The organism is Pseudomonas sp. TR47 (assembly GCF_044143025.1).
In the GTDB taxonomy this organism is placed as follows: Bacteria; Pseudomonadota; Gammaproteobacteria; order Pseudomonadales; family Pseudomonadaceae; genus Aquipseudomonas; species Aquipseudomonas putida_E.
This window is the reverse complement of sequence record NZ_JBHFCS010000032.1, coordinates 1-22024: the sequence shown is the minus strand read 5'-3', so window position 1 is coordinate 22024 and position 22024 is coordinate 1. Positions and strand designations below refer to the sequence as shown.

Genomic DNA, 22024 nt, shown 5'->3' with positions numbered 1-22024 from the left:
ATGGGTGCTCTGACGAAAGCTGAGATGGCCGAAAGGCTGTACGAGGAGCTGGGGCTTAACAAGCGTGAGGCCAAGGAGTTGGTCGAGCTGTTTTTTGAAGAAATTCGGCACGCACTTGAAGAGAACGAGCAGGTCAAGTTGTCCGGTTTCGGCAACTTCGACCTTCGCGACAAACGCCAGCGGCCGGGCCGCAACCCCAAAACAGGGGAAGAGATCCCGATCACCGCACGGCGCGTCGTCACCTTTCGTCCAGGGCAGAAGTTGAAGGCCCGGGTTGAGGCCTATGCTGGAACCAAGCCATAACGACGAACTGCCCCCCATACCGGGCAAACGCTACTTCACCATTGGTGAAGTCAGCGAGTTGTGTGCCGTAAAGCCACACGTGCTGCGGTATTGGGAGCAGGAGTTCCCTCAGCTCAACCCCGTGAAGCGGCGGGGCAATCGGCGGTATTACCAGCGCCAAGACGTGCTGATGATCCGCCTGATTCGCGCGCTGCTTTATGACCAGGGGTTCACCATTGGCGGGGCGCGGTTACGGCTCTCCAGTGATGAGGTGAAGGATGAGTCGAGCCAGTACAAGCAGCTGATTCGGCAGATGATTGTTGAGTTGGAGGATGTGCTGGTTGTCTTGAAGAAGTGAGCTTGAGCTGGTGAATGGTTTTTTTTGAAAAAAAGCTTCCATTTATCAAAAGGTTAGGGTAAATTCTTCAGCGTTCTCGGCAAGATTGAGAACATGCTTCAAAGCCCAGTCGGGGCGTAGCGCAGCCCGGTAGCGCACTTGCATGGGGTGCAAGGGGTCGAGTGTTCGAATCACTCCGTCCCGACCATATATTTCAACGACTTAGCCACCTTCGGGTGGCTTTGTCGTTTTTGCATGTGGGGAGTTTTTCGGGACTTCATCCGATTTTCCTCTTCAAGATCGTCAACACCGGCCCGCGAGAGTCAGTTGTTGATACCATGTTCGCAGCCTCAATCAGCTTGCCCAGCTCAGCGCCGGAGTAGTGGCTGGTGATGCTGCCGTTCTTGTGCCCGAGCAGTGACTTCCGATCCTCTTCAGTAACGCCTGCTGCCCGCAGTCGTCGACCGAAGGTGTGCTTCAAGTCGTGAATCCTGATCGAGGCATATCCAGGGTGAGCGGGGCGAAGGTTTTCCTCCTGCCAGAGTTTCGCCGCTCTCACCCGTGCCTTCTTCCATGCCGAGTCGTTCATCCGGTGCATCGCGGTGCCGTTGTATGGGAATACCCATTCCTTGCTGATCCCGCGCTGCCTTTCAATAATCGACTTGGCCACGTTGTTCAGCACCACCAGGCGCTCGTCGCCATTCTTTACGCCTGACCGGGCGTGTCTCCCGCCGAAGTCAGCAGGGATCAGGAAAACACTGGTTCCCAGTTCCGGCACCGATATCTCCCAATCCCACCTCAGCTTGCACACCTCTTGCTCCCGGCAGCCCGTGTTTACCTTGAACAGGGCCATCGTTTGCAGATGGCCCGGTAACTCGTTGAAGAGGATCGACTGCTCTTCCCATGACATTGGGTAGGGCTTACGGCTCGACTTCTTCTCTTCGAGCTTCCTCAGCATGGGCACACTGTCCAGCCATGGCCGGCGATCATCGTCTCGCCACTTCCTGGCGCAGAGCGTCAAAACCCGAACCGCGCGCTCGATGGCGATGTTGATCGTTCGGTTGCTCACGGCCTTTTCAATGGTCCCATCCGGCAGAACCTTTTCTGTCTGCCGATCCCTGATAAACGGCTCCAGCGCCTGGTCATCGATGTGCGTCAGCGGCAGGTGGCCCAGGTACGGGTGAAGCTGCTTCATGCACAAGGCAGTCAGGTGAATCGAGGGCTGGTCCTTGACCTCAAGGAGGTAGCGCATTGCCGCCTCCTCCCAGGTGTGCACCTGCCGAACGCCGTACACCTTCCGTTGACGCATCTGCTCGAGCTTGTGGATCAGGTACTGCTCTGCTTCTTCCCGGTCACCAGTTCCAGTACTCTCTCGAATTCGCTCCCCTTTGTAGACTTTGTCGATTTGCCAGACACCGCCCTTCTCATAGAGGCCGGTGATCGTTTTTCGCGCCATGTATCATCTCCTCGGCGCTCGCTGCGGGGCCGATTGTTGTCCTCTCCGGTGGCTTTTTCAATCGCCTTGGCCTCGATGTAGGCGTCCGCCCACTCATCAAGCTCCTGGCGGTCAAAGGCCACACCCTGTTTTCCGATGGGGAATTCCCGCACGTTCGGCCTGACCGTCTTGTTGAACTCATCCCGGCACATGCCGAGATACCCAGGCGCATCGCCGAACCGGATGAACCGCGGCTGAATGCTTGAGGGCTTTGCTGCTGTGGCATTCGCCATGTCTTTCTCCATGCCCTTCAGGCCGTGAAGTGGTGCCCGACCTTCGCCGCGCGGGCGGCTTCTTCGGTGCGGAACATGATTTCTTTGGTGCCCGGCCAGCCCTCGGCCGTGTATTCCACCGATACCCACCAGTGGCCGAACTTGCGATACGGCTCGCCGAGGATCTTCGTGGCGTAGCAGTCGATCAGGTTCATGGATGATCTCCACGCCGCCGGTGGCGGCAGGGGTGAGGGGGAGTTACGGCTTGAATTCAACTGCCGGGCAAAGTGCACGCGCATAATCGAGCAGGTTGGCGGACCACTCGCGGCCGACACCATCGTCGAAGGCGAATAGCATCCCTCCCAGTCCTTTGCGGAGCGATTCGTTCTCGGCCTGCAGCTTGGCGGTGTAGTCGGCCAACTCCCGATGGTTGTTCTGCCACTCCTCCGCCATGATCTCGAAGTGCTCGTCAGGCTCCCACGGCGAAGGAATCACGTTGGCCACCCAGTCGCCCCACATCTCCACGCATTCGCCCTTGGCGATACGGTCGGCTTTCAAGCGATGACCCGCGTCCCGAAGCTCCTGAGCCTGTCGCTCGGCGTCTTCCTTGTTTAAGCACGGGTATACCTCGCCAGGACCGACAGAGTGCATTGCCCACAGCTCGACCCTTGGCTCTGCCAGCTTGGCGCGCAGGTCCGTGACCAGAGGGCGGAGCGGATCGGCCGCTTCTAGCTCAGCCAGGATGGTTTCCAGCGTGACTCGATCGAGCGTGACAACCTCGCCGGCTGGTGCTGGTGGAGCCGTCATGACCTCAATAATCTGTTCTATTCCGGACATAGTTCATCCTCGCCCGCGCATGTCGGCGGGCTTTAGTGGTATTTGGTGGATTAGGCCCGGTGGCCGCGCTGGATGAACCAGTCGAGGGCGTCGCAGATCAGCAGGTTTTCGTACCAGTCCTCGATCTCGCGTTGCTCATTGCGGTCTCGAAAGAAGGTGGGCCCGAGGTAGTTGTGCCAGCTCATGAACACCCTGGTGCCGTCGGCCAGAGGCAGGCGGTAGAACGGCGAGTGGCAGACAAAACCGTGCTCGATGCGGATGCAGGTCATCGCGGCCCCCTGTAGATCAGATAGGCCATGTAGGCAAGGGCGATCATGCTGCCTCCTGGATGCCGACCGGCTCGGCACCATCGGCAAGAAGCATGCGCATGCCGATTTCCTTGGCGATGCGCACCTCCAGGCGAGCGCCGCGCGACCGCGACCAGCCTGGCAGCAGCATCATGGCTTCGCAGGTCGATAGCCGGCCAATATCAAATCGAAGGTAGTCTGCCCACTCGGCGCCTTCGACGTGGCCGTGCTCGGCAGGGTTTTCAACGTGCCAGCCCTCGGCGCGCATCGCCGCCGCCATGGCGTGGAACGCCGGGAAGTTGAATTCAGGCAGCCCGGTCATGGGGCCGGCGATATAGACGCGGTTGGCGCGGTCGCCGGTGAGAAGCACGGCGCGCTCGGTGCTGGTTACATTCGATTGGCTCACAGCTGATACCTCTCATCAATCCAGCGCCCAGGCGCCAGAGCGGGTGTAGGTTCGGGTTGGGTTTCGTGCGGGGAGAGCTGGCGCTCGTTGCCGGCCTGCAGTTGGCTGTCGGGGATGCAGCTGATGCCGACCCCATTCAGCAGGTAGCAGGTGACGCCGCGCTGGCTGTCGTGCTGCACGTCGATGACGTTCTCGGTTGCGCTGGCGCCGGTGGCCAGCAGGAGGAGGAAGAGGGCGAGGCGGGTCATTGGCCCACCTCCACACTGGGCATGTGCTCGTCTGCCAGATCCTTGGCCAGGCCTACGGGCCACCAGTAGAGCGGGCGCTGATAGCGCGGGTTGTAAGTTTCGCGAATGATCAGGCCCTTCTTCTCCAGCGCTTTGAACGTGCTGAGCACCGTCGCCGCGGCAAGCCCCAGTCGCCCGCCCACCTGCCAAGTCAGGCCGCCAAGGCCAAACACACACGCCTCATCACCTTTCAGGAGCTTCTCGCAGTCCTGCTGGTAGAGGTGGGGAGTCTTGCTGCGGTAACGGGCCGCGTTGTCCCGGCCGATATCTCGCAGGGTTTCGAGTACATCTTGCTGGCGCTCAGTGAGCTTCATGGCTGCACCTCGGCGTTGTAGCGCTTGTAGTCTTCACCGAACTCCCAGCAGTAGGTCGCCGGCCATGCGCCTGGCGTGCCTTCCTCGACGAATACGTATCGGTGCGCAAACTCGCCCGATCGGTCCGGCACCGTCTTGCACCATTTGTGCTGCGGGCCACCCAGGAACCAGCCTGGGCATTCCTTGACGGCTTCGGCCATGAAAGCTTCAAGGTCGTGGTGACCCTTGCTCATCGCGATGTAGGTGTCGCTGCCGACGCTTTGCACCTCCAGCGGATACTGTTTTGCAGGCACGGTTGTTCCTTGGCCGCCATATCGCGGCAGTGAGTTGTACAAGGGGGTGGGTTCGGTACAAGAAAATCGGCCGGTGGTCCGATTCAGTTCTCAAAGTGCGGCATTGCGATTGCGTGCCGCTTCGCTTTCGCTATGGTGAAAATTCACCTATTGCATACAACTAAAGTCATAGGAGGCGGCATGAGAATTCGCGGTGATATTTTTTGGGGCTGGGCTGACCACACGTTGCACCATCGCGCTCATGCCGAAACGCTCAGTGACGGTATCTTTATTGATGTGCAGGTGCGCCTGTCGCGAACTGGTACGACCCAGATGTTCATCGGCGTGTACGCATTGAGCGGCATGGCCATCCATGAGGAGGCATTTGATTCTCGGCCAGGTGAGTCGATGACCCGGGCGCTCGCATGGGGGGTTGAACGGGCGCGCCGGATAGCTATTGACGGTGCTCCAACTGCCAATCGTCTCGCCGCCTCAAAGTAGAGGGGAGAGGGGTTACAGCCGGGTGGAGTACTTATGTACTCCGAATGTCATGATGGCTTGCAGGTCACGTTCCGCTGGAAAGCAAGACCCTTCACGGCCTCGCTGTAGATGAACTTGATCATGTCCCACGGGATCATGTGGCGCTGTGCGTACTCACCCTCGCCATCGCAGATCTCGCAGCCATCTGCTGGCTCGTCCAGTTCCAGGCATTCTGGGCACTCGCGCGTGACCTCCAGCTTGAACTCGCCGAGCAGCAGTGCTTTGGCACCGTTCTCGGCAGTGAGCCGCCTTGGCATGAGACAGTAGCCCTCCGGGATCGTCGGCTTGTTCGACTCAGACATCGGCCCCAGGCCAACAAGCGGCAGCCCAGTCTCTGCCGCATCCCGCTCAGCCTCTTCTTTGGTCCACCAGATGGCAGTATCAACCATCCAGGCTATTGGCTCGGGGTGGGGCTGCGGGGCTGGCGCCGCGAAACCTTCGCAGATTGCCTCCCAGATCTCGAAGGCGCCGCCGCCGCATACGCGTGCTCGGTGAGCGATTAGCTCTGCCAGGTCGTCGGACAGTTCGCGAGGGAAGCTGACCATCTCTGTGTTGCTGGATCGGTTTTCTGTGGGCATGGGACACCTCAAGCGAGTCGTTCAAGTTGTTGTTGGATGCGCCGGCCGATCCAGCCGACGACGAACACGGCCTTGCTGTTGCCTATCGCCTTGTAGCGCGGCCCGTCCGGGCATTCATCGGCGGGCTTGCCGCGATAGGGGATGCGGGTGTGGTCGCCGGGAAAGCCCTGGAGCCATTCGCACTCACGGGGCGTTAGTCGGCGGACACCACCCTCCATTGATTTCAATTGGCCTGTCCAGGCGTGCTCAGCCTTGATGTTTCCGTGATTGGCGCCGAGAGTTCCTGCAACCTCGCCGTGGTCCTTGCAGCTGAACGCAATACAGGGCTGGCCTTGGCCAGGCTTACCCCCTCCGGCGGAGAGTGTTCCGACTACTTGACCATCCCCGCCTTCCAACCGCACCTCGGCCCTGCTGTTCTCGGCGAAGGCAAGCACGGCGTTTTCCATGCCGTTGTTTCGCCCGAGCGTGTGCGCCTGCTCGTAGCGGACATCGGGGTCTTGCGTGCCGTGTACAGCCAGATGCCCATGGCCATGGTTCGCGTCCTGCCCACTGCAACCCTGAAGCCGTCCGAAGCTGGCATCCAGCGTAGGGACAATGCAGAAGGTCTCGCTTTCCATGTCCATTCTGGTGTCCTTGGCGGTCAGCGTGGCAGCCTGGCTGACATCTCCTTGGAGGCTGTGGCCGCCGTACGCTGGCATGCCGGCAAGAACCTCAACCGCTGGCCCCTCATCGCCTTCACAGTTCGGGCATCCGTACTGGCCAAGGTCTAAGCCAAAGACCCATCCGCAGCCGCACTGGAGTGCAGGGCCGAATGGAGCTCGACCGGCAAGGTCTTGCCCCTCGCCTCGGCGCGGCGGAGTATCCCGGCGCACGCCTTCGCGCTCAAAAAGTACTTCGAGAGGATCGAACCCTGCTCGAGCACTTGCGACAACGAACACACGGCGGCGTCGTTGGGCCAAGCCGAAATATTGGGCATCCAAAATCCGCCATGCGGCTGTTCGCGTGGGTCCATACACACAACCAGCGTCCTTCCATTTGCCCCCTGGCGGTTGGAGTTCTTCGGATTCGCCCACCAGGGCGCCGAGGAAGCAGCCAAACGCGTTGCCTTTGTCGGAGAGGACGCCGGGGACGTTTTCCCAGAGACAGGTGGCCTCGGGCTGGCCGCGCTTTGTTCGAACATGGTCAATTGCATCGAGCAGCTCCACATATTTGATGGTGAGGGCGCCGCGGGGATCGGCCAGGCCTTCCCGCATACCTGCCACGCTGAAGGCCTGGCAGTTATGGACTACGGCGCCGTTGATGACATAGGAGTTGTCGTCTTCGACTTCGATATTGAAAACCGTGTCGATCCCGGCATTGGTATAGGACTGAACAGTGCGTAGCAGGTAGCCATGGCGGACTCGCGATTTCCGTGAGGCGCCATTGTCGAAAGCGCGCACTTGGTACCAGTCACGTTGATTGACCGTGCGCCCCTCGATCACGCAGGTTTCCGAGGTTTGGATCAAGCCAACGGATGCCGAACGCCCCTCGGCATTGAGCAAGTCGGCAACCCCATAGGCCAGCGAGCGGCTAACCGTGCTGATGCTGACACCGCTGCGGATGGCTGTTCCATCCGTATCCAGATAGCCCTGCAGCAGTAAGGCACGATGCGCGTGGCCGAGCGCCCATGCCGGAATGCGCTTGAGATGCGACAGCTTGCCGAACTGCTCGTGCAGCCACTCGCACAGCGCCGTGTCACAGATGGTTACCCGCAAGGTGGTGCGCTCATGTGACACAGAGAATCCTGCCTCGCCGATGACCTGCTTCAGCTTTTCCAGCTTCGCTTCATTTAGGCTCAGCACCAGGGCTTTCTTACCAGCTTCGCCCCAGCGCCGGATATGCCCGTCGCCCAGGTACATGCCGGCCACATACATAGCTTCCCGCTCTGAAAACTTAGTGGAGCGGTATGCCGATTCGACGCGCTCGTATGCAGTCAGTGCGCACCACTGACGGCCAGGCATATCCTTTGCTTCCACCCAGCACGGGTCTCCGTAGTGCTCAATGCGGGCATACTGGCCGTTGCGCTTCGTTCCCTGGTTTCGCCAGCTAACCGCCAGGAACGGGTGGTTTTCGGTAACGGTGAGGGGCTCTCTCAGGCCTACAGCCTTGAGGGTGCCGACCGGTGCCTGTTTGGCGCCAATGCGTACGACGCGACGAAGTCTTCCAAGGTGCGTCATTACCATGTCGCCGGGCTTGATGGTTTCAATTGTCGCGTACCCGTTTTCGGTGAGCACAAGGTGCCCTGCGGTGAAGCATGGCGTGCCGCCGACCAGCACCTCTGGCGCCGGGATCTTGCCGGACAGCACCATGGCAGCCAGGCGGGTCATGTCTCCGAGGTTCGGCGTATCCGGGTAGTGGTGGGCCAGCACCGCGCTGGGGAATGGTTCGATCTCGGCGTACCAAGACGGTTGCCACCCGAGTGGCTCCCAGGCGACGGTTGCAGCTTCAATGCCGCTGCAGACGCTTCCGTAGGTGATGGGCATCGGTGATCCTCGCCTGGGAGGCGTTATCGTTGAATAGGGGAAGGCGCTGGCGGGCAGCGCCGGAGGGTCAGGCGGCTTTGCGGACCGGTACGGCGCGGAGGTGGTCTTTCTCGTCGGCATCGCCCAGGTAGGGCTTGAGTTCGGCGCGGGTATACTTGCCGACTTGTGCCGTGTCGTTGGTGTAGCCGCTGTAGTTCGGGCCGAAGTAGGTCCCGCCGTGACGATCCGTCCAAATCATGTAGAGCGCCTCCTGCGGTGGGAAAAGGATGTTTTTCAGGATTTCGGCACGCTTGAAGTCCATCCGGGCCGCCGCCGCTGTCATCAGTGATTCCAGTCGTTTTCGGCGCACCCAATCGTTACGCTTGCGACGCAGGTCGCCAGGGTTGACGGTCCAGATCTCGCCGTTGGAAACGTTGGTGTAGCTGTAGCGAGAGGTAACCACCCACCACATCTGGCCGCTGTTGTAGTAGGCGGTGCCAGGTAGCACACGGCCTTTACGGTCGCAGATCCATACCTTCTGCCCGTGTTGCAAAAGATCGCCGTCCTTGGACTTGTAGCTGTGTTTCGGGGTGACGAAGTCAGCCAGGCTCCCTATGTTCCGGTGTGCCGCATGGTGGCGTTCAACCCGCTCCAAGGCGGTACTGATGCCAGGGCCCATGCCCCGGGGTTCAGCGGGGGTGAACCGGTAGTCGGTGAAAACGGCGCACAGGTAGTCGCGGATTTTTCGGCGGGTACGCTCCATCTCCAGCCGCATGACGTAGGGCATGTGGAACTCTTTGTCAGACTGATAGCGCCCGTCGTTGTCTGGGCGATCTGGAGCGTTGACGTTCTGGAACATCTCGAATTTGATCGTCCTGCCGCTAACCTGCAGATCCGCCTTCAAGTCGCCCTTGCTGCACCACCGCATCCCGTGGGCAATGCGCTTGTAATTCTTCTCTGCGTCGAGGTCAGGGCCAACGGTCCACCCCAGGCGATTGAGGGTCTGAATGATGCGCTTGAACACCTCACGCTTGAACTGTTTCTCCCAGGCGTCGGCGCCGCGAACACCGCCGGCATCGCGAGCTGCGGAGATGCCTTCTTCCCAGATTGCCAGGCGGGCGTCGCCGAACGAGAGATTACCTTCGCGTTGAATTTGCATTTGAATGCTCCGAGCATGCGCCGCCCTCCGTGGCCGGATGCGGCATGGTGGAATAGGTGGGGTCAGGCGGACGGGCGTTGAATCTGGTCGTCAGCGTCTTGATCCGGATCTGATACGATGCTGCGTACGCTGGCGTCGTAGAAAGCCTGCACCACGTCATCGCTGAGTAGGATTTCGTGGCGCATCTTCAAGAACTTCAGGAGTTCGTCATCGCTCATGGCATCCATCTTGAGGATCGCCGTTTGCAGCACCTCATTGATCGGCATGCCCTTGGCGCGCTCGCTGATTCGTTCCATGGCTTGGTGAATGCCGGGCCGCACTCGGTGTCTCAGCGCCTTCTCGTCGAACTTGATGCGTTTCCTCTCAGCGTTTTCATTACGCTGCTGCTGCGTCAGAGCCATCATCGCCTCCATTGCGCACAAAGGTGGTGCCCGGCCCGATGTCGAGCAGGTCGCATACCCGGTTGATGATCTTGAGCACCGCGTCGAACACCTTGGCGTCGTCCGGCTCGCGGGCCAGGCGCTTCATGTTCGGCTGGTGCTCCAGGCAGACCTTGTCGACCAGGCGGCGGGCCAGCTTGCGCAGCTCATCGGCGCTGTCGTGAAACTTCAGGCTCAGCGCAAAGGCCAGGGCCACATCATCAGGCCGGTACTGGCCGCCGCTGCGGGTGTTGTACAGCTTCTTGACCGGCCGATTCAGCCAGGCTGGCAGGGTTACCACTCCAGAGGGTGCTTTCTGCATGTCTGTGCTCCGTGAGGTCGCTGGGCGGCAGGTGGAACTGTTCTTGCCGCCGGCGCTGGCGGACGAGGTTGTTGAAGCGCATCATGGATGGCAAACCTCAATCGGGGTTTTCTTCGTCGATCCGGAAGGCATGACCACCAGCAGGTGCTTGCTTCCCCGGTATACACCCCAAGGCTTGCCAGTGGATCTGGCCATGGCCGCTGCGTACTTCACTGCGGGAACTGGCTGGGACATGGTTGCGATCATGGCCTACCCCCGATACCGCTGAAGCGGGAAGTTGATCTTGAATGCAGCCAGGATTCGCTCCAGCTTGCGATTGCCGATCCCGAGTACTGCAGTTGCCTTGCAGCGGGACATGCCTTCGTCGCGCAAGGCAATGATCCGCTCTGCCAGCTCTCGATCAGCAGCCTCTTGAGCGGCGGCGTCTTTCACTGGCTGCACCTGGCGTGGCGGCTTGCAGAACCTGAATCCTTCGCGAGCGGCTACGCCCCAAAGCGCTCCCTTGGTCTCGCCAAGGAGTTTCGCTACCTCGCCACAGGTCATAGTCTTGGCAAGCTCGGCGATCTGCGCGGCGCGAGTCCTGGCGCGGCTCTGCTGCGGGTGTTCCGACTTATGCGCAGTTGGCTTGGCCCGCTTCGGCTTTGGCTCAGGATGCTTGCGCTGCGGCAGCGGCTGGTAGGTGAAGCCCTCCAGCACGATTAGCTGGCCGCCAGAGGCGAAGAAGGCCGCTTTGGCGGCCTCCAGGTCGATTGATGGGTTCATGCTGCCTTGCTCCTCAGCTTGGCCTCGAAGTCGTCCACCAGCAGCTTGAACTGCCAGAGATCGGCTTCGAGTTGTTCGATGTAGTCATCGTCGCGCTTAAATTCCGCCCACCAGAGCTGGCGGCCAACTGCTTCCAGGGCGGGGCAGTACATGCCGACGTGCCAGAACTTGCGGCCCGTGATCCACATGCAGCCCTGGACCTGGTCCATGATCCCGCTGGCGTCGTTGTCAATGTGGAATGCGCGGAGCTTGTCCGGGGCGATGAAGCACTTGTATTCGCTACCACCATCCTCGCCGATCAGGCCATCAGCGCTCGCGCCGAACGCGCCGTCGTCGGTGGTCACGAAGCCTGCGCGCTGGACGATCAGCCCGGTCTGCATCTCGTGCTCCATCCGGGCCATGGGCTCCAACTCGTGTCCGCGCTTCATCTGCCAGGTCTCGAAGCCGTTATCCAGCGCCTCGCCGGCGATCCGCTCCACGGCCAAGTTGAAGGCGTAGTTCAGGGCGGCTTCGGTTGGCTGGCCGACCGGCTTTCCCTCCAGGGCGCGCTGTATCGACTCGGCGCGCGGCGCTGTCTTGTAGCCTGCAGCCGCTCGGGCCTCGGTCTCGGTTGAGCCAGACAGCATGGCTGTCACGTATGCCTGCTGCTTTTCGTCCAAGCCGCCGGTGCGCGACCTGGCCACGCCAAACATGCTGGCAGTAATGCAGCCGGCACGCGCCCGGTGCCACTCGGCGCTGCCTTGTTCGCATTCGATGAGGATCATTGTGGTTCACCCTCCAGAGTCGCGGGTTCGAGTTCAAGCAGTTCGGCGCGGCGCTTTTCCACCTGCGCCTTGAACTGGCTGTACGCGGCCATGTCCTTGGCGGCTTTGATGTCGGCCAGGCCGGCCTGCCAGATCTGCTGCAGCGCGTCGACCGACTGGCATGACACAGCCTGATCGATCCAGCGCCGGGCAAGATCGGCATCGGCTTGGGGCTTGCCATTGATAGACGAAAGACCTTCGTTGCCCTCGGTATTGAGGTAGTGGATGGCCTCTTCCAGGCGCTCGGTCTTCGGCCAGTACTTGTAGGCCCGCTTCACGCAGGTTTTCTTGGCCATCTCGCCCCAGTCGGTAACCCACGGGCAGGACTTCTGCTTCGAGATCCAGGCCTTCCAGGCGCTGGACCGGTCACGGATGGCGTTGACCTCGTCCACGCTCATGGTCTCGGTCAGGTAGTCGCCGTCGGCAGTCTTGACCACCACGTAGACACCGATCACCTCGCCGCGATCCTTGGAGAACGGGTTGTAGGAGTGGGTTGGCGGCTTGTCGAAGCCGTTGAGCGCGAAGTTGTCGCTTGTGTAGACGAGTTCCGACTGGGCCCAGCGGATGGCGCCGGTGTTCATCGCCAAGTCCATGAGGCCGATGTAGCTGATGTCGAGGCAGATCTTGCCGTCTCGCGGCACCAGGTAGGCCTGCTTCTTGGCCGGGTTGAGGCTGATGCCGATGGCGGCGATGTTGGTCACCGCATTGACCACCGACTGCCGGTTCTGCACGGCCAGCTTCATGGAGTAATCGTTGGCGGTGATGGTCTGGATCGCGAATTCGGCCTCGCGCTCAAAGTTCAGCGAGCGGTCGGTCAGCACCGAGGCGAAGGAGTCGCGGGTGCCGTAAATGTCCTGGGAGATTGTGGCAACGGCGTTGCTCATGATCGCCTCCGGTTGAGGTTTAAGTTGATGCCAGGTCACCCAGGCACGGAGGTACGCTCCAGGCCCTGGCTGCGGTGGATGGTTGCGCGCTCTCGCCGCTTACGCTCCCGAAGGAGTACGGTTATCCCGAAGGCCCGCCGTGCGCCGGGTGTGTATTCAGGAAGTGATGCTGCCGGCCAGTGCGCTGGCGAGCATGAAGAAGGTGCAGGCGAAGAGCATGGAGAAGGAGCCGCGCCAGTAGCTCATGCTGCGTCAGCTTTGAACTGTTCGGCGCGGTCGGCAGCAAGCTCGGCTGCAATCTCTTCGGATCGAGCCCTGGCGTACTCTTGAGCCCAGGGGCGGATAAGCGCTTCTGCAACATCGTGCAGCGCTGTTGGGCGACTACTCTTGGATTGGCCTACAGCCTCGACCGCCAGGTCATATGCCTTTCGATGCACGCCGCGACCGTCGGCGATGATCTCGCAGATCATCTTCTCGATGGGGTATTCGCGGTTGTCGGTCAGGAGTGGAACGATGTGCTCCTGGGCGCCAAGGTGCTCGGCCAGGGCCTCGTACAGCGATTGCGGCGTGACCAGCGATACAGCCTTGCCGTGGGCGCGCGGCGCCGTGACGTTCTCGCCGCAAATGAGGGCGTTGATAGATTCGTAGAGCCAGTCGGCTCCGTCGACAGTTTCGAGGAAGTCAGTCATGGCTTTTCTCCATTTCCAGGATGCGTGCCAGGGCGCAGGCCTCATTGTGGTCACGGCGGAACCCACGGACTTTGCCGTCACGGGCATCCACCACATGGAAGAAGTCGCGACCCGCGGGCTTCACTTGGAACCGGAACATGATCACCGGCATTGCCCGGCCGATCAGGCTGTACATTTCCGCTGTAGCGATCACAGAGCGCTGGCGGAGCGTGGTCAGAATGTCGCGACGAGTTTGAATGCTGGGATGCATGGTCGCCTCCAGGTGGTGGTTTACTCGGTGGGTGGGGAAGGTAGTAGCTGCCAGTGAGTTGGCTCGAAATCATCCAGTTCGTAGCCGTCGACGAACCAGCCGGCCTCGTCGTGAATTGGCGGGTTCAGCGCCCAGGCCCAGCCCCAATTGCCGTCATGAATGTCCGCTCGACAGCCAATCCCTGAAACTTCATCAGCTCGCAGGAAGACGGGCTGATCCAGATCAGGCAGCCTGTCGCTGCACTTGATCCAGCCGCTCATGGCTTCACCCGGGCGGCTAGCATGGCGTCGGCCATGGCATAGGACCGCTCTGCGATGCCATCGATATCGCAACCCCAGTTGTCATCGTGAGCGCAAATGCCCTGCATCGCCTTAACTGCGAAATAATCACGCAAGGATGCCTGTACGCCTGAGCCTGAGACCCTTTCTGCAGCGTTGGCCTGGTAAGCATCAACGGCGGCATCCATAATCTTCTGATCAGTAAGGAAGCTCTTTACCTCGCTTAGCCGGAAGACCATCTGCATCTTGTTTTTCTTGAGCGGTTCGGGAAAACCGGGAATGGTCCGCCAGCGCCAGAATGTGGATCGGCAAATTTCAAGCTCTCGGCAAATCTCTGCCGGCGTTCGCAGATCAGGATCTTTAATCATATGTGCCTCGCCAACCGCATTGGTCGGATGCCAGGCGCAGCGACCAAACTGGGCGTGAAAAGCCAGCCTGGCACCCGCCAATGCGGTCGAATGTGAAGGGAAGGGGATGCGGGATGCATCGGAAAGCGCATGGCCGGTAACGACATTTGATCCGGACGATTCCAAGCGCTTTCCGATGAACCCCGCTAAAGGAACACCGGGCCTGCTATTGGCTCACTGCAGGCAGGTGATTGAAGGCCGCTGGTGAGACAGCGGATGCCGTACTCACTGTTGGAGCAGTGAGCATTTCCCGTTGCTGATACCCGCCGGGATTAGGGTCGAGGGGTAGGTTGCTCGGGAGAGCAGCCTCACTGATCAGCTCAGTGTTTAGGTGCAGGCGGTGAGCGCTACCTCACATGCATCTGGTCTGGCCGGTTAGGCCCCGGATTCGCCTGCGTGTACGTCGATTAATGTTTGCTGCGGTTCGCCTTAAGTTGCATAAGGCTCACGGTGATGCGCTTTAAATCGATGAAAACTGCATCGGGGTGTGATCTGGCCGGTGCTGCGTTCTTTCCGGCTTGCCGCATCAAAGGGCGGTGGTTAGATGAGTAGCCCTACGGAGTGACGATGCACGAGAGTCGGGTAAGGAAAGTCGTGCAAAGCCCGTTGGGTCTTTCCGTGCGCATCAGCCTGCGCATTCAGATCACACTCCGATGAACCCTGCGATGGGGAGCAGGGCATCGGGCCGTCTTTCCGGCTGTCAGGGAATCAGTGGAAAACTACGGCGCCGCCGTCAGCAGCGATCTCGAATGCCACCTTCCACTCCTGGTACTTTTCCCAGAAGTAGTCGCCAACGGCTTCGGCTTTCTCGGCAAAGTCGGCGTAGTCCTTGGCAAGCTTCGCGCTGACCACTGGGCCGATGGTGCCGTCGCAGTCCGAGAACAGTATCTGCTCGTAGAATGGGCCTTCACCTGCCTTGTTGGCACCTCCGAAGTAAGGGAAGCGCTTTTCGTATTCGTCGCTTGGGCTGGCATCCGGCGTGTAACCGGCAAGCTTCGCCAGTTCATCGCGCCATGCGCTGTAGCGACCGTAGCCGGTGCTCAAGCCTGAGCCTTCCTCTCCAAGCTTGTAGGTCATGCCCTCCTTCAGGCCCTCGGCGCGGCCGGGGAAGTCCTTGTTGAAGTAGAAGTCGCGGTAGTTGTCGTAGTCGACCAGGTCGCCGTCCTTGTCACGCTCGGCGTCAGGCGCCTCGACCAGCTTGCTGTATGCAGAAACGTCCAAGCCCATTTTGTGTTCCTCCAGTTGATTTCCAATGCCGGCTCAGTGAACCGGCATCAGTAAATCGTTCTGTCCCATTACCGCCGGGGTGGCGGGGCGCATTGCATGCCCGGGTCGTTCTCTCGGTTTAGGCGTTTCACCTTCGTCAGCCGTACAGGGTTCTCCCTGTCGTGGGCAGCCTTTCGGGGCTGTCTGATCGCCGGTCGCCGGTAGAGGCAATGCGGTCTGTTCACCAGTTCCAGAGCTGGCATGGGGATCGAATTTATTGCTCGCGCTGTGCCGTTGCCGGGATCGATCCGCGAGGTTCCCATCAATGTGAAAGAGCGGTCGGCTTGAGGGCCTCCCGAGGGGCTGTGTAGTGCCGCCCGGTGATGTGAACATTAGGCATTCCTTCTTTTCCCGTCAATAGGCATTCCTAACTTTTTTCATGCGGGCACAAAAAAGCCCGCGCTAGGCGGGCTGAAATGGCGAAATTTCTACTTGGAGAATTTAACCTCGGTGGCCAGCGCCTCCTTGGCAGCCTGATACTCAGATTTTGCTCGATGATCAGGCATTCGATATGGACTCATGGAGGAGAGGTAGGCGGACCACTTGGCGTACAGTTCTTTGCTCAACTCCATTTGCTTAGCAGTGACCTTCGCCGTCTTCAGGCGAGTTACAGCCTCATTTCCCTGGGTGTGGGCAAATTTCACGCACTCCATGAATGAGTTGGTGTACTCGGTTTGCAGGTCGCGTAGACCATATCGAACAGCATCCCGCCCCAGCATTGCCTCCAGATCGCACTGGAATGCCGGCATATCGAGCTGGCTGGCAAAGTTGGTCGCCTCCGGCGATTCCTTGTCATAGGTGTATGGGCGCGGCTTGAAAACGTGAGGCTCTTTCTTTGCGGGCGCTGCGGCATATCCGCCAGAGTTAGGCTGAACCGGTGCGCAGCCAGCCAGAACGGTTGCCGAAATTATGAATGCGGCCAGGGTATTTCGCATGACTCTCTCCTTGAGGAAAGGCGTTATGCTATCACTGCCCAGGGATTGATCGCTCTACAGGAAAACCGATTTCGGCATTTTTCCATCAACCACCGTCCCCACGATTTCCCAGGTGTCATCGACTGCGCGGGTGGGGTAGGCCGAGTTCAGCGGCTTCAGGTAAAGCTCTCCAGCATCGCGAACGAGCTGCTTGAATGTGGCTTCATTGGTGCTGATCATCCTGGCGACCACGAACTGACCTGGTCGCGGCTCGATGTCTGGCGCTATCAGGATCAGGAAGCCCTCCGGGAAAGATGGTCCGCCAGATGAAAGAGTCATCGAGTCGCCCATGACTCGAAGCCAGAAGGCGTCCTCGCCAGCCCAAACGTCAGAAGTGTGCTGAGGGCAAAGCGCGATGTTACCCATTTCGACCGCCTCCCTAGCGGCGCCGGCCTGCACCCAGCTGATCTCTGGATAAGAGAATGATCGGGTCGGCTGAAGCGCCGCCTCGACGTTGGAGCCTTCCGCCAGGCCGGCAGCCTTGCGAATCGGTCCCCGGCCGGTCGCCAGCCACTTGGGCAAGACCCCCAAGAACTCCGCAGCCAGGAGGAGGTTTTGCCCCTCGATCGTCTTGGTTTTACCTGAGATCCAGTCATTCACTGACGGCGGCTTGATGCCGCACGCCCGCGCTAAAGCGGCCTGCGAGATTTTCGGAGGCCCGGCCATGATTTGCCGCAATCGATCTTGGAGTGTGCTCATTAGGAGAGCCTAACAGCTTGCATCTAAGGTATTCCTATTGACCTGAATAAAAGGTATGCCTAATATCTCTACCTAAGATTCCAGCCGGAGAGACCAGGCATGAACCCCAGCGCAATTATCGACGCTCTGGGCGGGACATTTCGCGTAGCCGAGCTGTGCGAGGTGCGCCCGCCGTCGGTGAGCGATTGGAAAAAGCACGGCATTCCTCGTGCCCGAATGATGTTTCTGCGCGTAGCCCGCCCGGACGTCTTCAAGGCCTTGGAGGAAGAAGCCCAGGAAGAAGCTTCCCAGCCCAGCGCTAGCGCAAAGAAAACCGCTGCTTAACCACTTTCAACCACAAAGGAACCAACCGTGTCGTACTTCGACCCCGACCACCTGCACAACAAGCCCACCAAGGTTCGCTTGGATGAGGCTGCCGACGACTTGCTGTCGGCCATGGCTCGATTCAAGCGCACTCAGAAAGCTGTGCTCGCCAGGGAAATTCTGGAACGCGGTCTCGACCAGATGATGCAAGAGCTTAACGCGAAGACTGACGTGGCCTGAAGTGGCCGAGGAGGCCCTGTGCCAGAAAGCAAAGAGCTGGAGATCCAGCTCGACGGGAAGGGCAATTCGGATCTGGCGTATCTCGCCAGGCAGAAGGGCTTAACCCCTGAGCAACTGGCGGCACGAATCATCAATGAGGCTCTCGACCGAATGACGAGAACAGAGCCTGGCCGAAGCAACGTTCGGTCGTTTCGCAAGGGCTTATAAGCCCCTGAGGGACTCATGAGGAACTGCCGTTGAACGCAGCAAAACCCAAACCGCAGATACGAAAAAGCCGACGGGCTAGGTCGGCTGATTCAACTGCATTCGTAACGCTTGTGTGAGGTCATCATATATGCACCAGACCATCCAAAGCAATACCGTGGCCCTCGCGCCACAAAATGCGAACCACGATTTCGTGGCGCGCAGCATGTCACTCACCCTTGGAGGGGTGAAGATCAAGCAGGATATTGAGGGTCGTTACTGCCTCAATGACCTTCACAAGGCGGCCGTGGCCGATGGAGCAAACAAGCGCACCAAAGAGCCAGGCAAGTTCATGGCCACGGAATCCTTCGCCGAAATGGTGGCTGAGTTAACTACCCAAAATCCGGGTAGTTTGCCGGTGGTGACTATTGAGGGTCGCAATGGCGGCACCTATGTCGTCAAGGAGCTTATCTACGCCTACGCCATGTGGGTGAATGCCAAGTTCCACCTGCACGTAATCCGCACCTTCGACGCCGTAGTTGTCGGGCACATCCAGTTGGTGGAAGGGCGTCAGGCCCGTGAGCGAGCGCGCCTTGAGGCTCCGGCTCTGACCGAGGCCATCAAGCACGGTCGCCTGTCTGTCGGCAAGGACGTTAAACACTACCACTTCAGCAACGAGTTCGACCTGATCAACCGCATCGCGCTGGGCATGCCGTCGAAGGCATACCGGGCGGCGCACTGCATCAGCCCAACTGACTCGATCCGTGACCACCTTACTCCGTGCGAAATCCGCTGCATCGAGCACCTTCAGCGCGTGAATGCCTCCCTGATTGACGTGGGCATGGACTTCGAGTCGCGCAAGAAGAAGCTGAGCCAGATCTACATCCAGCGTCACAGTCGTGCACTGCTGTCCGAAATCAAGCGCCTGGAGTTCTGAGCATGCCCACCATGACCTATCAGCAACTGGTAGAGCGGGCGGCCATGACGGCCCTTGATCTGCATAAGGCTTCGACCGCAACCAAGGCCCTCAAGGCTGAGCTGCGCTCGATGTACGACACCTACTTCCAGGCACATGGCCGGCCGGAGGGGAAATTCGATCCAGATAACGACGCCTTCCTGCCGGTGATGATGTTCACCAACTCCCAATACGACCGTGTCCAGGCGGCGAAGAAGGCCGAGTACAACGCAAGGCGCCGCCATGAGCGGGCTGTAGCGTCCCTCGCCGCTGCATGTGAATGCGCCGGGGACGGCCTGCACACCCACGACAAGGCTGTGCGGGGTGCAGCATGAGCGAAGTCCATCGTTATCAAGTCGTCACGATGCTTTCGGAAGAGGGAAGCCGCATCGGCTACGACCCGCACGGGCCTTATGTCGTGATGGCAGAAGCCTATGACCAGCTCGAATTGGAGGTGGCGAAGCTGCAGTTAGCCATCACGCTGAGCGACGACGCAGCCATTCAGGATGATTGTGTTCGAACCGAGAGCCGCCAGTTGTGCCGCAACATTGAAGCGTTGTGCGCGCTGCTTCGTGAAGTGCGAAGCGCCAGGGACTGGAATGGCTCGCTCAGCGCTATGGCAAAACGCATCGATGCCGCTTTGATCAAGTACGCAGAGCCACCAGTCTGTCAAAAGTTCAGTGACACAGGCCTGACTGACTCGGGTGGGGTTCAGGCGTGGGGCGAGCCCATCCTGGTGCCGTGCGAGTGCGCAGAGCAAAGCGCAGAGGAGTGCGACCAGTGAGCGTCCAATCCATGATGTGGGCATTGGGGCAGCAAGAAGTCGATCCGCTGGAAAAGTTCGTGTTGCTCTGCATCTGTGACAGCGCGCAGGAGCCGTTTTCCAGCGTCAGTGCCGCCTCTATCGCGCGCTACACCAACATTCCAGAGGGCCAGGTTAAGCGCCTCATTGAATGCCTCGAAGATCGGAGGCTGATCGAGGTTGCTGGGCGCGATCGCTTCATCCTGGCCTTCGAAGGTGACGCTCCCGCCAAACCATCCTACCGGAAGAAGGTGATCAGCCCGAGGGTTCGGCTATCCGTGTTCGAGCGCGATGGGTACGCCTGCCTGCGCTGCGGTAGCCGGGCCGATCTGCGTGCCGATCATGTCGTTCCAGAGGTCCAGGGCGGCGAAGCTACAGAAGAAAACCTGCAAACCCTTTGTGCCCCTTGCAACAGCTGGAAGGGCACGAAGACCGTAGATTTTCGTGGCCAAGGGAGGCGGACAGCATGAGCATCATCCGCGCGCCTCGCCCCGAGGCCAATTTCTACATGCTCAACAAGTCGATCAGCGAGGACGGGCGCCTGAGCTGGGCTGCCCGTGGCCTGCTGGTCTTCCTGCTGGGCAAGCCTGACCACTGGGCTGTGTCCGTCACCCACCTACGCAACGAGACCGCCAAGTCGTCGAAACCTACCGGGCGTGACGGCGTGTACGGCCTTCTGCAAGAGCTGATCGCTGCCGGCTACGTCGAGCGCCGCCAAGATCGTGGTGAGTCCGGTTTGCTGGGCGAAACCCACTACGTCGTGTCGGAAACACCGCTTCCGGCTTTGCCGTATCCGGTTGAACCGCTTCCGGCTCAGCCGTTTCCGGCAAATCCGACACTAGTAAGTATTGAAGGTAAGCAAGGACTGAAGGGAGTAAGGACTGACTCTCGCGAAAGCGAGTTGGTCGACTTCGAACGGTTCTGGTCGCTCTACCCGCGCAAGGTGAGCAAGGTCGACGCCAAGAAGGCCTGGGCGAAGATCAAGGTCACCGCTGACCTGTTCGACCTGATGGCCGCCTCTCTGGCTGCCTGGACCTTGTCGACCGACTGGACCAAGGACGGTGGCCAGTTCATCCCGCACGCATCCACCTGGCTGAACGGCAAGCGCTGGGAGGACGAGTTGCCAGCGACCGCCGGTGCCAGCCAAGCGCCTGCCCGCCGCCCGGCCAGCGGCCCCGACTTCAACGACACCAGCTGGGCTGATGACCTGGGGGCCTTATGAGTGCACAACTGAAACTGCGCAGCGTGACGCAGATCATGGCCACCAGCCGCAACCTTCCCGCCGAGGTGCACGCCCCGGCCAAGCAGCTGGATCCAGGCACCACCGAAGTGGTCAACGCCCTGTTCAAGGAGCTGCAGGCCATCTTCCCGGCGTGGAAGCAGGCCTGGCCAGACGATGACGCGCTGAAGGCTGCCAAGCGCAGCTGGATCAAGTCGTTTGTGGCCGCGGGCATCAACACCCTGGAGCAGATCCGCTTCGGCATCCAGAAATGCCGGGTGCTGGGTACCGACTTCGCCCCGAGCAGCGGCAAGTTCATCAAGCTGTGCCAGCCGACCCCGGAAGAAATGGGCATTCCGCCGCTTGCACGGGCCCTAGCGGAGGCGCTGGAGAATTTCCACCCCAGCAGGGCAGGGTCACGCGTTTGGACGCACGCAGCGGTGCGCCACGCGGCCCTGCAGTGTGAAGCCCAGAACCTTGGGTCAATGGAGGTGGAGCGGGCCGAGAAGGTGTTCGCCCGGGCTTACGACATCACCATTCGCATGCTGGTCGCCGGCGAGCCCCTGGGCGACATCGCCGCCGGCATCGGACACGACAGCCAGAAGAGCCTGAGCGAGCTGGCCGACGAGTATGCAAGCCAACGGCAGGCCCGCCTGCTGGACCTTCAGCAGATCCCGTCGAGCGCCGCCGCGTGCCGTGCACACCTGCTGGCCAAGTTGAACATCAAGCGCGCCGGGCAGCCGGCCGGGGAGGGGGTGTGATGTGTACCTGGGCTGAAACCGAAAAACTCGACGGCTCCGGCGACGTGGTCACGAGCGTTTACGAACTGGCTCGCTCCTTTGGCTGCCAGCCTTCCGACTTGGTCAGCTTGTCTGGTCGAGAGCTGGACGAAGGCGAATGCCTGTGCGACCTCGACGAAGCGGCGACTGGCAAGAAGCTTGGCTACGCCGTGTCTTACCCGGACGAGCGATTCGATGTGCTGTTCACGCAGGAGAAGCACTGATGGACACCAACAAGATGCGCGCAGAGTTCGAGGCGGCTTTCGTCGAGGAAGAGGTTCGA

At 60.2% G+C, this 22024-nt stretch carries 37 protein-coding genes and 1 tRNA gene; 14 read left to right on the top strand and 24 right to left on the bottom strand.

Going from position 1 to position 22024, the window contains the following annotated elements; translation table 11 throughout:
• The 3 genes from ihfA (at position 1) to ACEWE8_RS23815 (ending at position 827) form a co-directional block, all read left to right on the top strand.
• Positions 1 to 303 carry an integration host factor subunit alpha gene (ihfA, locus tag ACEWE8_RS23825; RefSeq protein WP_003250679.1) on the top strand — a complete coding sequence of 101 codons (303 nt, stop codon included), beginning with the start codon at positions 1 to 3 and terminating at the stop codon, positions 301 to 303.
• Positions 284 to 640, top strand: a complete 357-nt coding sequence (locus ACEWE8_RS23820; RefSeq protein WP_046787170.1) for a MerR family transcriptional regulator — start codon at positions 284 to 286, stop codon at positions 638 to 640. The genes ihfA and ACEWE8_RS23820 overlap by 20 nt, the downstream gene beginning before the upstream one ends.
• Before the next feature lie 110 nt (positions 641 to 750).
• A tRNA-Pro gene (locus tag ACEWE8_RS23815) sits at positions 751 to 827 on the top strand.
• 69 nt (positions 828 to 896) lie between these two features.
• Here ACEWE8_RS23815 and ACEWE8_RS23810 read toward each other — a convergent pair.
• The 9 genes from ACEWE8_RS23810 to ACEWE8_RS23770 are packed head-to-tail and all read right to left on the bottom strand — an operon-like array spanning position 897 to position 4750.
• Positions 897 to 2024, bottom strand: coding sequence for a tyrosine-type recombinase/integrase (locus ACEWE8_RS23810; RefSeq protein WP_223255154.1), 1128 nt, complete (start codon positions 2022 to 2024; stop codon positions 897 to 899).
• The gene (locus ACEWE8_RS23805) at positions 1946 to 2347 is read right to left on the bottom strand and encodes a hypothetical protein (RefSeq protein ID WP_223255148.1); all 402 of its coding nucleotides are present in this window, start codon (positions 2345 to 2347) and stop codon (positions 1946 to 1948) included. Before ACEWE8_RS23805 ends, ACEWE8_RS23810 begins: the two co-directional genes overlap by 79 nt.
• A 17-nt stretch (positions 2348 to 2364) precedes the next feature.
• A complete protein-coding gene (locus ACEWE8_RS23800; protein WP_189339971.1) occupies positions 2365 to 2541 on the bottom strand; it encodes a hypothetical protein in 177 nt (58 codons plus the stop codon).
• Positions 2542 to 2584: 43 nt separating this feature from the next.
• A complete protein-coding gene (locus ACEWE8_RS23795; RefSeq protein WP_046787168.1) occupies positions 2585 to 3163 on the bottom strand; it encodes a hypothetical protein in 579 nt (192 codons plus the stop codon).
• A 50-nt stretch (positions 3164 to 3213) separates the two neighbouring features.
• Entirely contained in the window at positions 3214 to 3432 is a 219-nt protein-coding gene (locus ACEWE8_RS23790; RefSeq protein ID WP_046787167.1) for a hypothetical protein, read from the bottom strand.
• A 43-nt stretch (positions 3433 to 3475) separates the two neighbouring features.
• Positions 3476 to 3856 carry a DUF4406 domain-containing protein gene (locus tag ACEWE8_RS23785; RefSeq protein WP_223255147.1) on the bottom strand — a complete coding sequence of 127 codons (381 nt, stop codon included), beginning with the start codon at positions 3854 to 3856 and terminating at the stop codon, positions 3476 to 3478.
• Positions 3853 to 4104 (bottom strand): hypothetical protein, encoded by a 252-nt coding sequence (locus tag ACEWE8_RS23780; protein ID WP_046787166.1) that lies wholly within the window; start codon positions 4102 to 4104, stop codon positions 3853 to 3855. The genes ACEWE8_RS23785 and ACEWE8_RS23780 overlap by 4 nt, the downstream gene beginning before the upstream one ends.
• Complete coding sequence (locus ACEWE8_RS23775) at positions 4101 to 4457, bottom strand: hypothetical protein (RefSeq protein WP_046787165.1); 357 nt, start codon at positions 4455 to 4457, stop codon at positions 4101 to 4103. Before ACEWE8_RS23775 ends, ACEWE8_RS23780 begins: the two co-directional genes overlap by 4 nt.
• The gene (locus ACEWE8_RS23770; protein ID WP_046787164.1) at positions 4454 to 4750 is read right to left on the bottom strand and encodes a hypothetical protein; all 297 of its coding nucleotides are present in this window, start codon (positions 4748 to 4750) and stop codon (positions 4454 to 4456) included. The genes ACEWE8_RS23775 and ACEWE8_RS23770 overlap by 4 nt, the downstream gene beginning before the upstream one ends.
• 180 nt (positions 4751 to 4930) lie before the next feature.
• Between ACEWE8_RS23770 and ACEWE8_RS23765 the strand changes: the two genes are divergently transcribed.
• Positions 4931 to 5230 (top strand): hypothetical protein, encoded by a 300-nt coding sequence (locus tag ACEWE8_RS23765; RefSeq protein WP_046787163.1) that lies wholly within the window; start codon positions 4931 to 4933, stop codon positions 5228 to 5230.
• Positions 5231 to 5277: 47 nt separating this feature from the next.
• Here ACEWE8_RS23765 and ACEWE8_RS23760 read toward each other — a convergent pair whose 3' ends face one another.
• From ACEWE8_RS23760 to ACEWE8_RS23740, 5 genes are all read right to left on the bottom strand, one after another.
• A complete protein-coding gene (locus tag ACEWE8_RS23760; protein ID WP_052750473.1) occupies positions 5278 to 5847 on the bottom strand; it encodes a hypothetical protein in 570 nt (189 codons plus the stop codon).
• A gap of 8 nt (positions 5848 to 5855) precedes the next feature.
• Positions 5856 to 8369, bottom strand: a complete 2514-nt coding sequence (locus ACEWE8_RS23755) for a DNA cytosine methyltransferase (protein WP_046787162.1) — start codon at positions 8367 to 8369, stop codon at positions 5856 to 5858.
• Between the two features lie 67 nt (positions 8370 to 8436).
• A complete protein-coding gene (locus tag ACEWE8_RS23750; protein WP_046787161.1) occupies positions 8437 to 9507 on the bottom strand; it encodes a hypothetical protein in 1071 nt (356 codons plus the stop codon).
• A 62-nt stretch (positions 9508 to 9569) separates the two neighbouring features.
• The gene (locus ACEWE8_RS23745; RefSeq protein ID WP_046787160.1) at positions 9570 to 9908 is read right to left on the bottom strand and encodes a hypothetical protein; all 339 of its coding nucleotides are present in this window, start codon (positions 9906 to 9908) and stop codon (positions 9570 to 9572) included.
• Positions 9883 to 10248, bottom strand: coding sequence for a hypothetical protein (locus tag ACEWE8_RS23740; protein WP_046787159.1), 366 nt, complete (start codon positions 10246 to 10248; stop codon positions 9883 to 9885). The genes ACEWE8_RS23745 and ACEWE8_RS23740 overlap by 26 nt, the downstream gene beginning before the upstream one ends.
• Between ACEWE8_RS23740 and ACEWE8_RS23735 the strand changes: the two genes are divergently transcribed.
• Positions 10247 to 10516 (top strand): hypothetical protein, encoded by a 270-nt coding sequence (locus tag ACEWE8_RS23735; RefSeq protein ID WP_052750472.1) that lies wholly within the window; start codon positions 10247 to 10249, stop codon positions 10514 to 10516. The genes ACEWE8_RS23740 and ACEWE8_RS23735 overlap by 2 nt on opposite strands.
• On the opposite strand, the gene ACEWE8_RS23730 is transcribed toward ACEWE8_RS23735, so the two are convergent.
• From ACEWE8_RS23730 to ACEWE8_RS23685, 10 genes are all read right to left on the bottom strand, one after another.
• Positions 10498 to 11010 (bottom strand): hypothetical protein, encoded by a 513-nt coding sequence (locus ACEWE8_RS23730; RefSeq protein WP_046787158.1) that lies wholly within the window; start codon positions 11008 to 11010, stop codon positions 10498 to 10500. The two genes, ACEWE8_RS23735 and ACEWE8_RS23730, sit on opposite strands and share 19 nt — an antisense overlap.
• Positions 11007 to 11774 (bottom strand): lambda exonuclease family protein, encoded by a 768-nt coding sequence (locus ACEWE8_RS23725; RefSeq protein ID WP_046787157.1) that lies wholly within the window; start codon positions 11772 to 11774, stop codon positions 11007 to 11009. Before ACEWE8_RS23725 ends, ACEWE8_RS23730 begins: the two co-directional genes overlap by 4 nt.
• Entirely contained in the window at positions 11771 to 12697 is a 927-nt protein-coding gene (locus ACEWE8_RS23720) for a recombinase RecT (protein WP_046787156.1), read from the bottom strand. The genes ACEWE8_RS23725 and ACEWE8_RS23720 overlap by 4 nt, the downstream gene beginning before the upstream one ends.
• A 242-nt stretch (positions 12698 to 12939) precedes the next feature.
• Positions 12940 to 13386 (bottom strand): hypothetical protein, encoded by a 447-nt coding sequence (locus tag ACEWE8_RS23715; RefSeq protein WP_046787155.1) that lies wholly within the window; start codon positions 13384 to 13386, stop codon positions 12940 to 12942.
• Positions 13379 to 13561 (bottom strand): hypothetical protein, encoded by a 183-nt coding sequence (locus tag ACEWE8_RS23710; RefSeq protein WP_046787349.1) that lies wholly within the window; start codon positions 13559 to 13561, stop codon positions 13379 to 13381. Before ACEWE8_RS23710 ends, ACEWE8_RS23715 begins: the two co-directional genes overlap by 8 nt.
• Positions 13562 to 13656: 95 nt before the next feature.
• Positions 13657 to 13896, bottom strand: a complete 240-nt coding sequence (locus tag ACEWE8_RS23705; protein WP_046787154.1) for a DUF551 domain-containing protein — start codon at positions 13894 to 13896, stop codon at positions 13657 to 13659.
• Positions 13893 to 14447 carry an AlpA family transcriptional regulator gene (locus ACEWE8_RS23700; RefSeq protein WP_144415491.1) on the bottom strand — a complete coding sequence of 185 codons (555 nt, stop codon included), beginning with the start codon at positions 14445 to 14447 and terminating at the stop codon, positions 13893 to 13895. The genes ACEWE8_RS23705 and ACEWE8_RS23700 overlap by 4 nt, the downstream gene beginning before the upstream one ends.
• 582 nt (positions 14448 to 15029) lie before the next feature.
• Positions 15030 to 15548 (bottom strand): hypothetical protein, encoded by a 519-nt coding sequence (locus ACEWE8_RS23695; RefSeq protein ID WP_046787152.1) that lies wholly within the window; start codon positions 15546 to 15548, stop codon positions 15030 to 15032.
• Between the two features lie 467 nt (positions 15549 to 16015).
• On the bottom strand, positions 16016 to 16522 hold the full coding sequence (locus ACEWE8_RS23690) for a hypothetical protein (protein ID WP_046787151.1): 507 nt from the start codon (positions 16520 to 16522) through the stop codon (positions 16016 to 16018).
• Positions 16523 to 16576: 54 nt separating this feature from the next.
• Complete coding sequence (locus ACEWE8_RS23685) at positions 16577 to 17260, bottom strand: LexA family transcriptional regulator (RefSeq protein WP_052750470.1); 684 nt, start codon at positions 17258 to 17260, stop codon at positions 16577 to 16579.
• A gap of 99 nt (positions 17261 to 17359) precedes the next feature.
• Here ACEWE8_RS23685 and ACEWE8_RS23680 point away from each other — a divergent pair, with 99 nt between their 5' ends.
• From ACEWE8_RS23680 to ACEWE8_RS23640, 9 genes are all read left to right on the top strand, one after another.
• Entirely contained in the window at positions 17360 to 17584 is a 225-nt protein-coding gene (locus ACEWE8_RS23680) for a hypothetical protein (RefSeq protein ID WP_012273061.1), read from the top strand.
• 27 nt (positions 17585 to 17611) lie between these two features.
• Positions 17612 to 17803 (top strand): hypothetical protein, encoded by a 192-nt coding sequence (locus tag ACEWE8_RS23675; RefSeq protein WP_012053015.1) that lies wholly within the window; start codon positions 17612 to 17614, stop codon positions 17801 to 17803.
• 334 nt (positions 17804 to 18137) lie between these two features.
• Entirely contained in the window at positions 18138 to 18923 is a 786-nt protein-coding gene (locus ACEWE8_RS23670) for a KilA-N domain-containing protein (protein WP_219857690.1), read from the top strand.
• Positions 18924 to 18925: 2 nt separating this feature from the next.
• Positions 18926 to 19276 (top strand): hypothetical protein, encoded by a 351-nt coding sequence (locus ACEWE8_RS23665; protein ID WP_046787149.1) that lies wholly within the window; start codon positions 18926 to 18928, stop codon positions 19274 to 19276.
• On the top strand, positions 19273 to 19725 hold the full coding sequence (locus tag ACEWE8_RS23660) for a hypothetical protein (RefSeq protein ID WP_069974022.1): 453 nt from the start codon (positions 19273 to 19275) through the stop codon (positions 19723 to 19725). Before ACEWE8_RS23665 ends, ACEWE8_RS23660 begins: the two co-directional genes overlap by 4 nt.
• On the top strand, positions 19722 to 20213 hold the full coding sequence (locus ACEWE8_RS23655; RefSeq protein WP_052750468.1) for an HNH endonuclease: 492 nt from the start codon (positions 19722 to 19724) through the stop codon (positions 20211 to 20213). Before ACEWE8_RS23660 ends, ACEWE8_RS23655 begins: the two co-directional genes overlap by 4 nt.
• Complete coding sequence (locus tag ACEWE8_RS23650; protein WP_046787148.1) at positions 20210 to 20965, top strand: hypothetical protein; 756 nt, start codon at positions 20210 to 20212, stop codon at positions 20963 to 20965. The genes ACEWE8_RS23655 and ACEWE8_RS23650 overlap by 4 nt, the downstream gene beginning before the upstream one ends.
• Entirely contained in the window at positions 20962 to 21723 is a 762-nt protein-coding gene (locus ACEWE8_RS23645) for a replication protein P (protein ID WP_046787147.1), read from the top strand. Before ACEWE8_RS23650 ends, ACEWE8_RS23645 begins: the two co-directional genes overlap by 4 nt.
• Positions 21723 to 21965 carry a hypothetical protein gene (locus ACEWE8_RS23640; protein WP_046787146.1) on the top strand — a complete coding sequence of 81 codons (243 nt, stop codon included), beginning with the start codon at positions 21723 to 21725 and terminating at the stop codon, positions 21963 to 21965. The genes ACEWE8_RS23645 and ACEWE8_RS23640 overlap by 1 nt, the downstream gene beginning before the upstream one ends.
• The last annotated feature ends 59 nt before the right edge of the window (positions 21966 to 22024 follow it).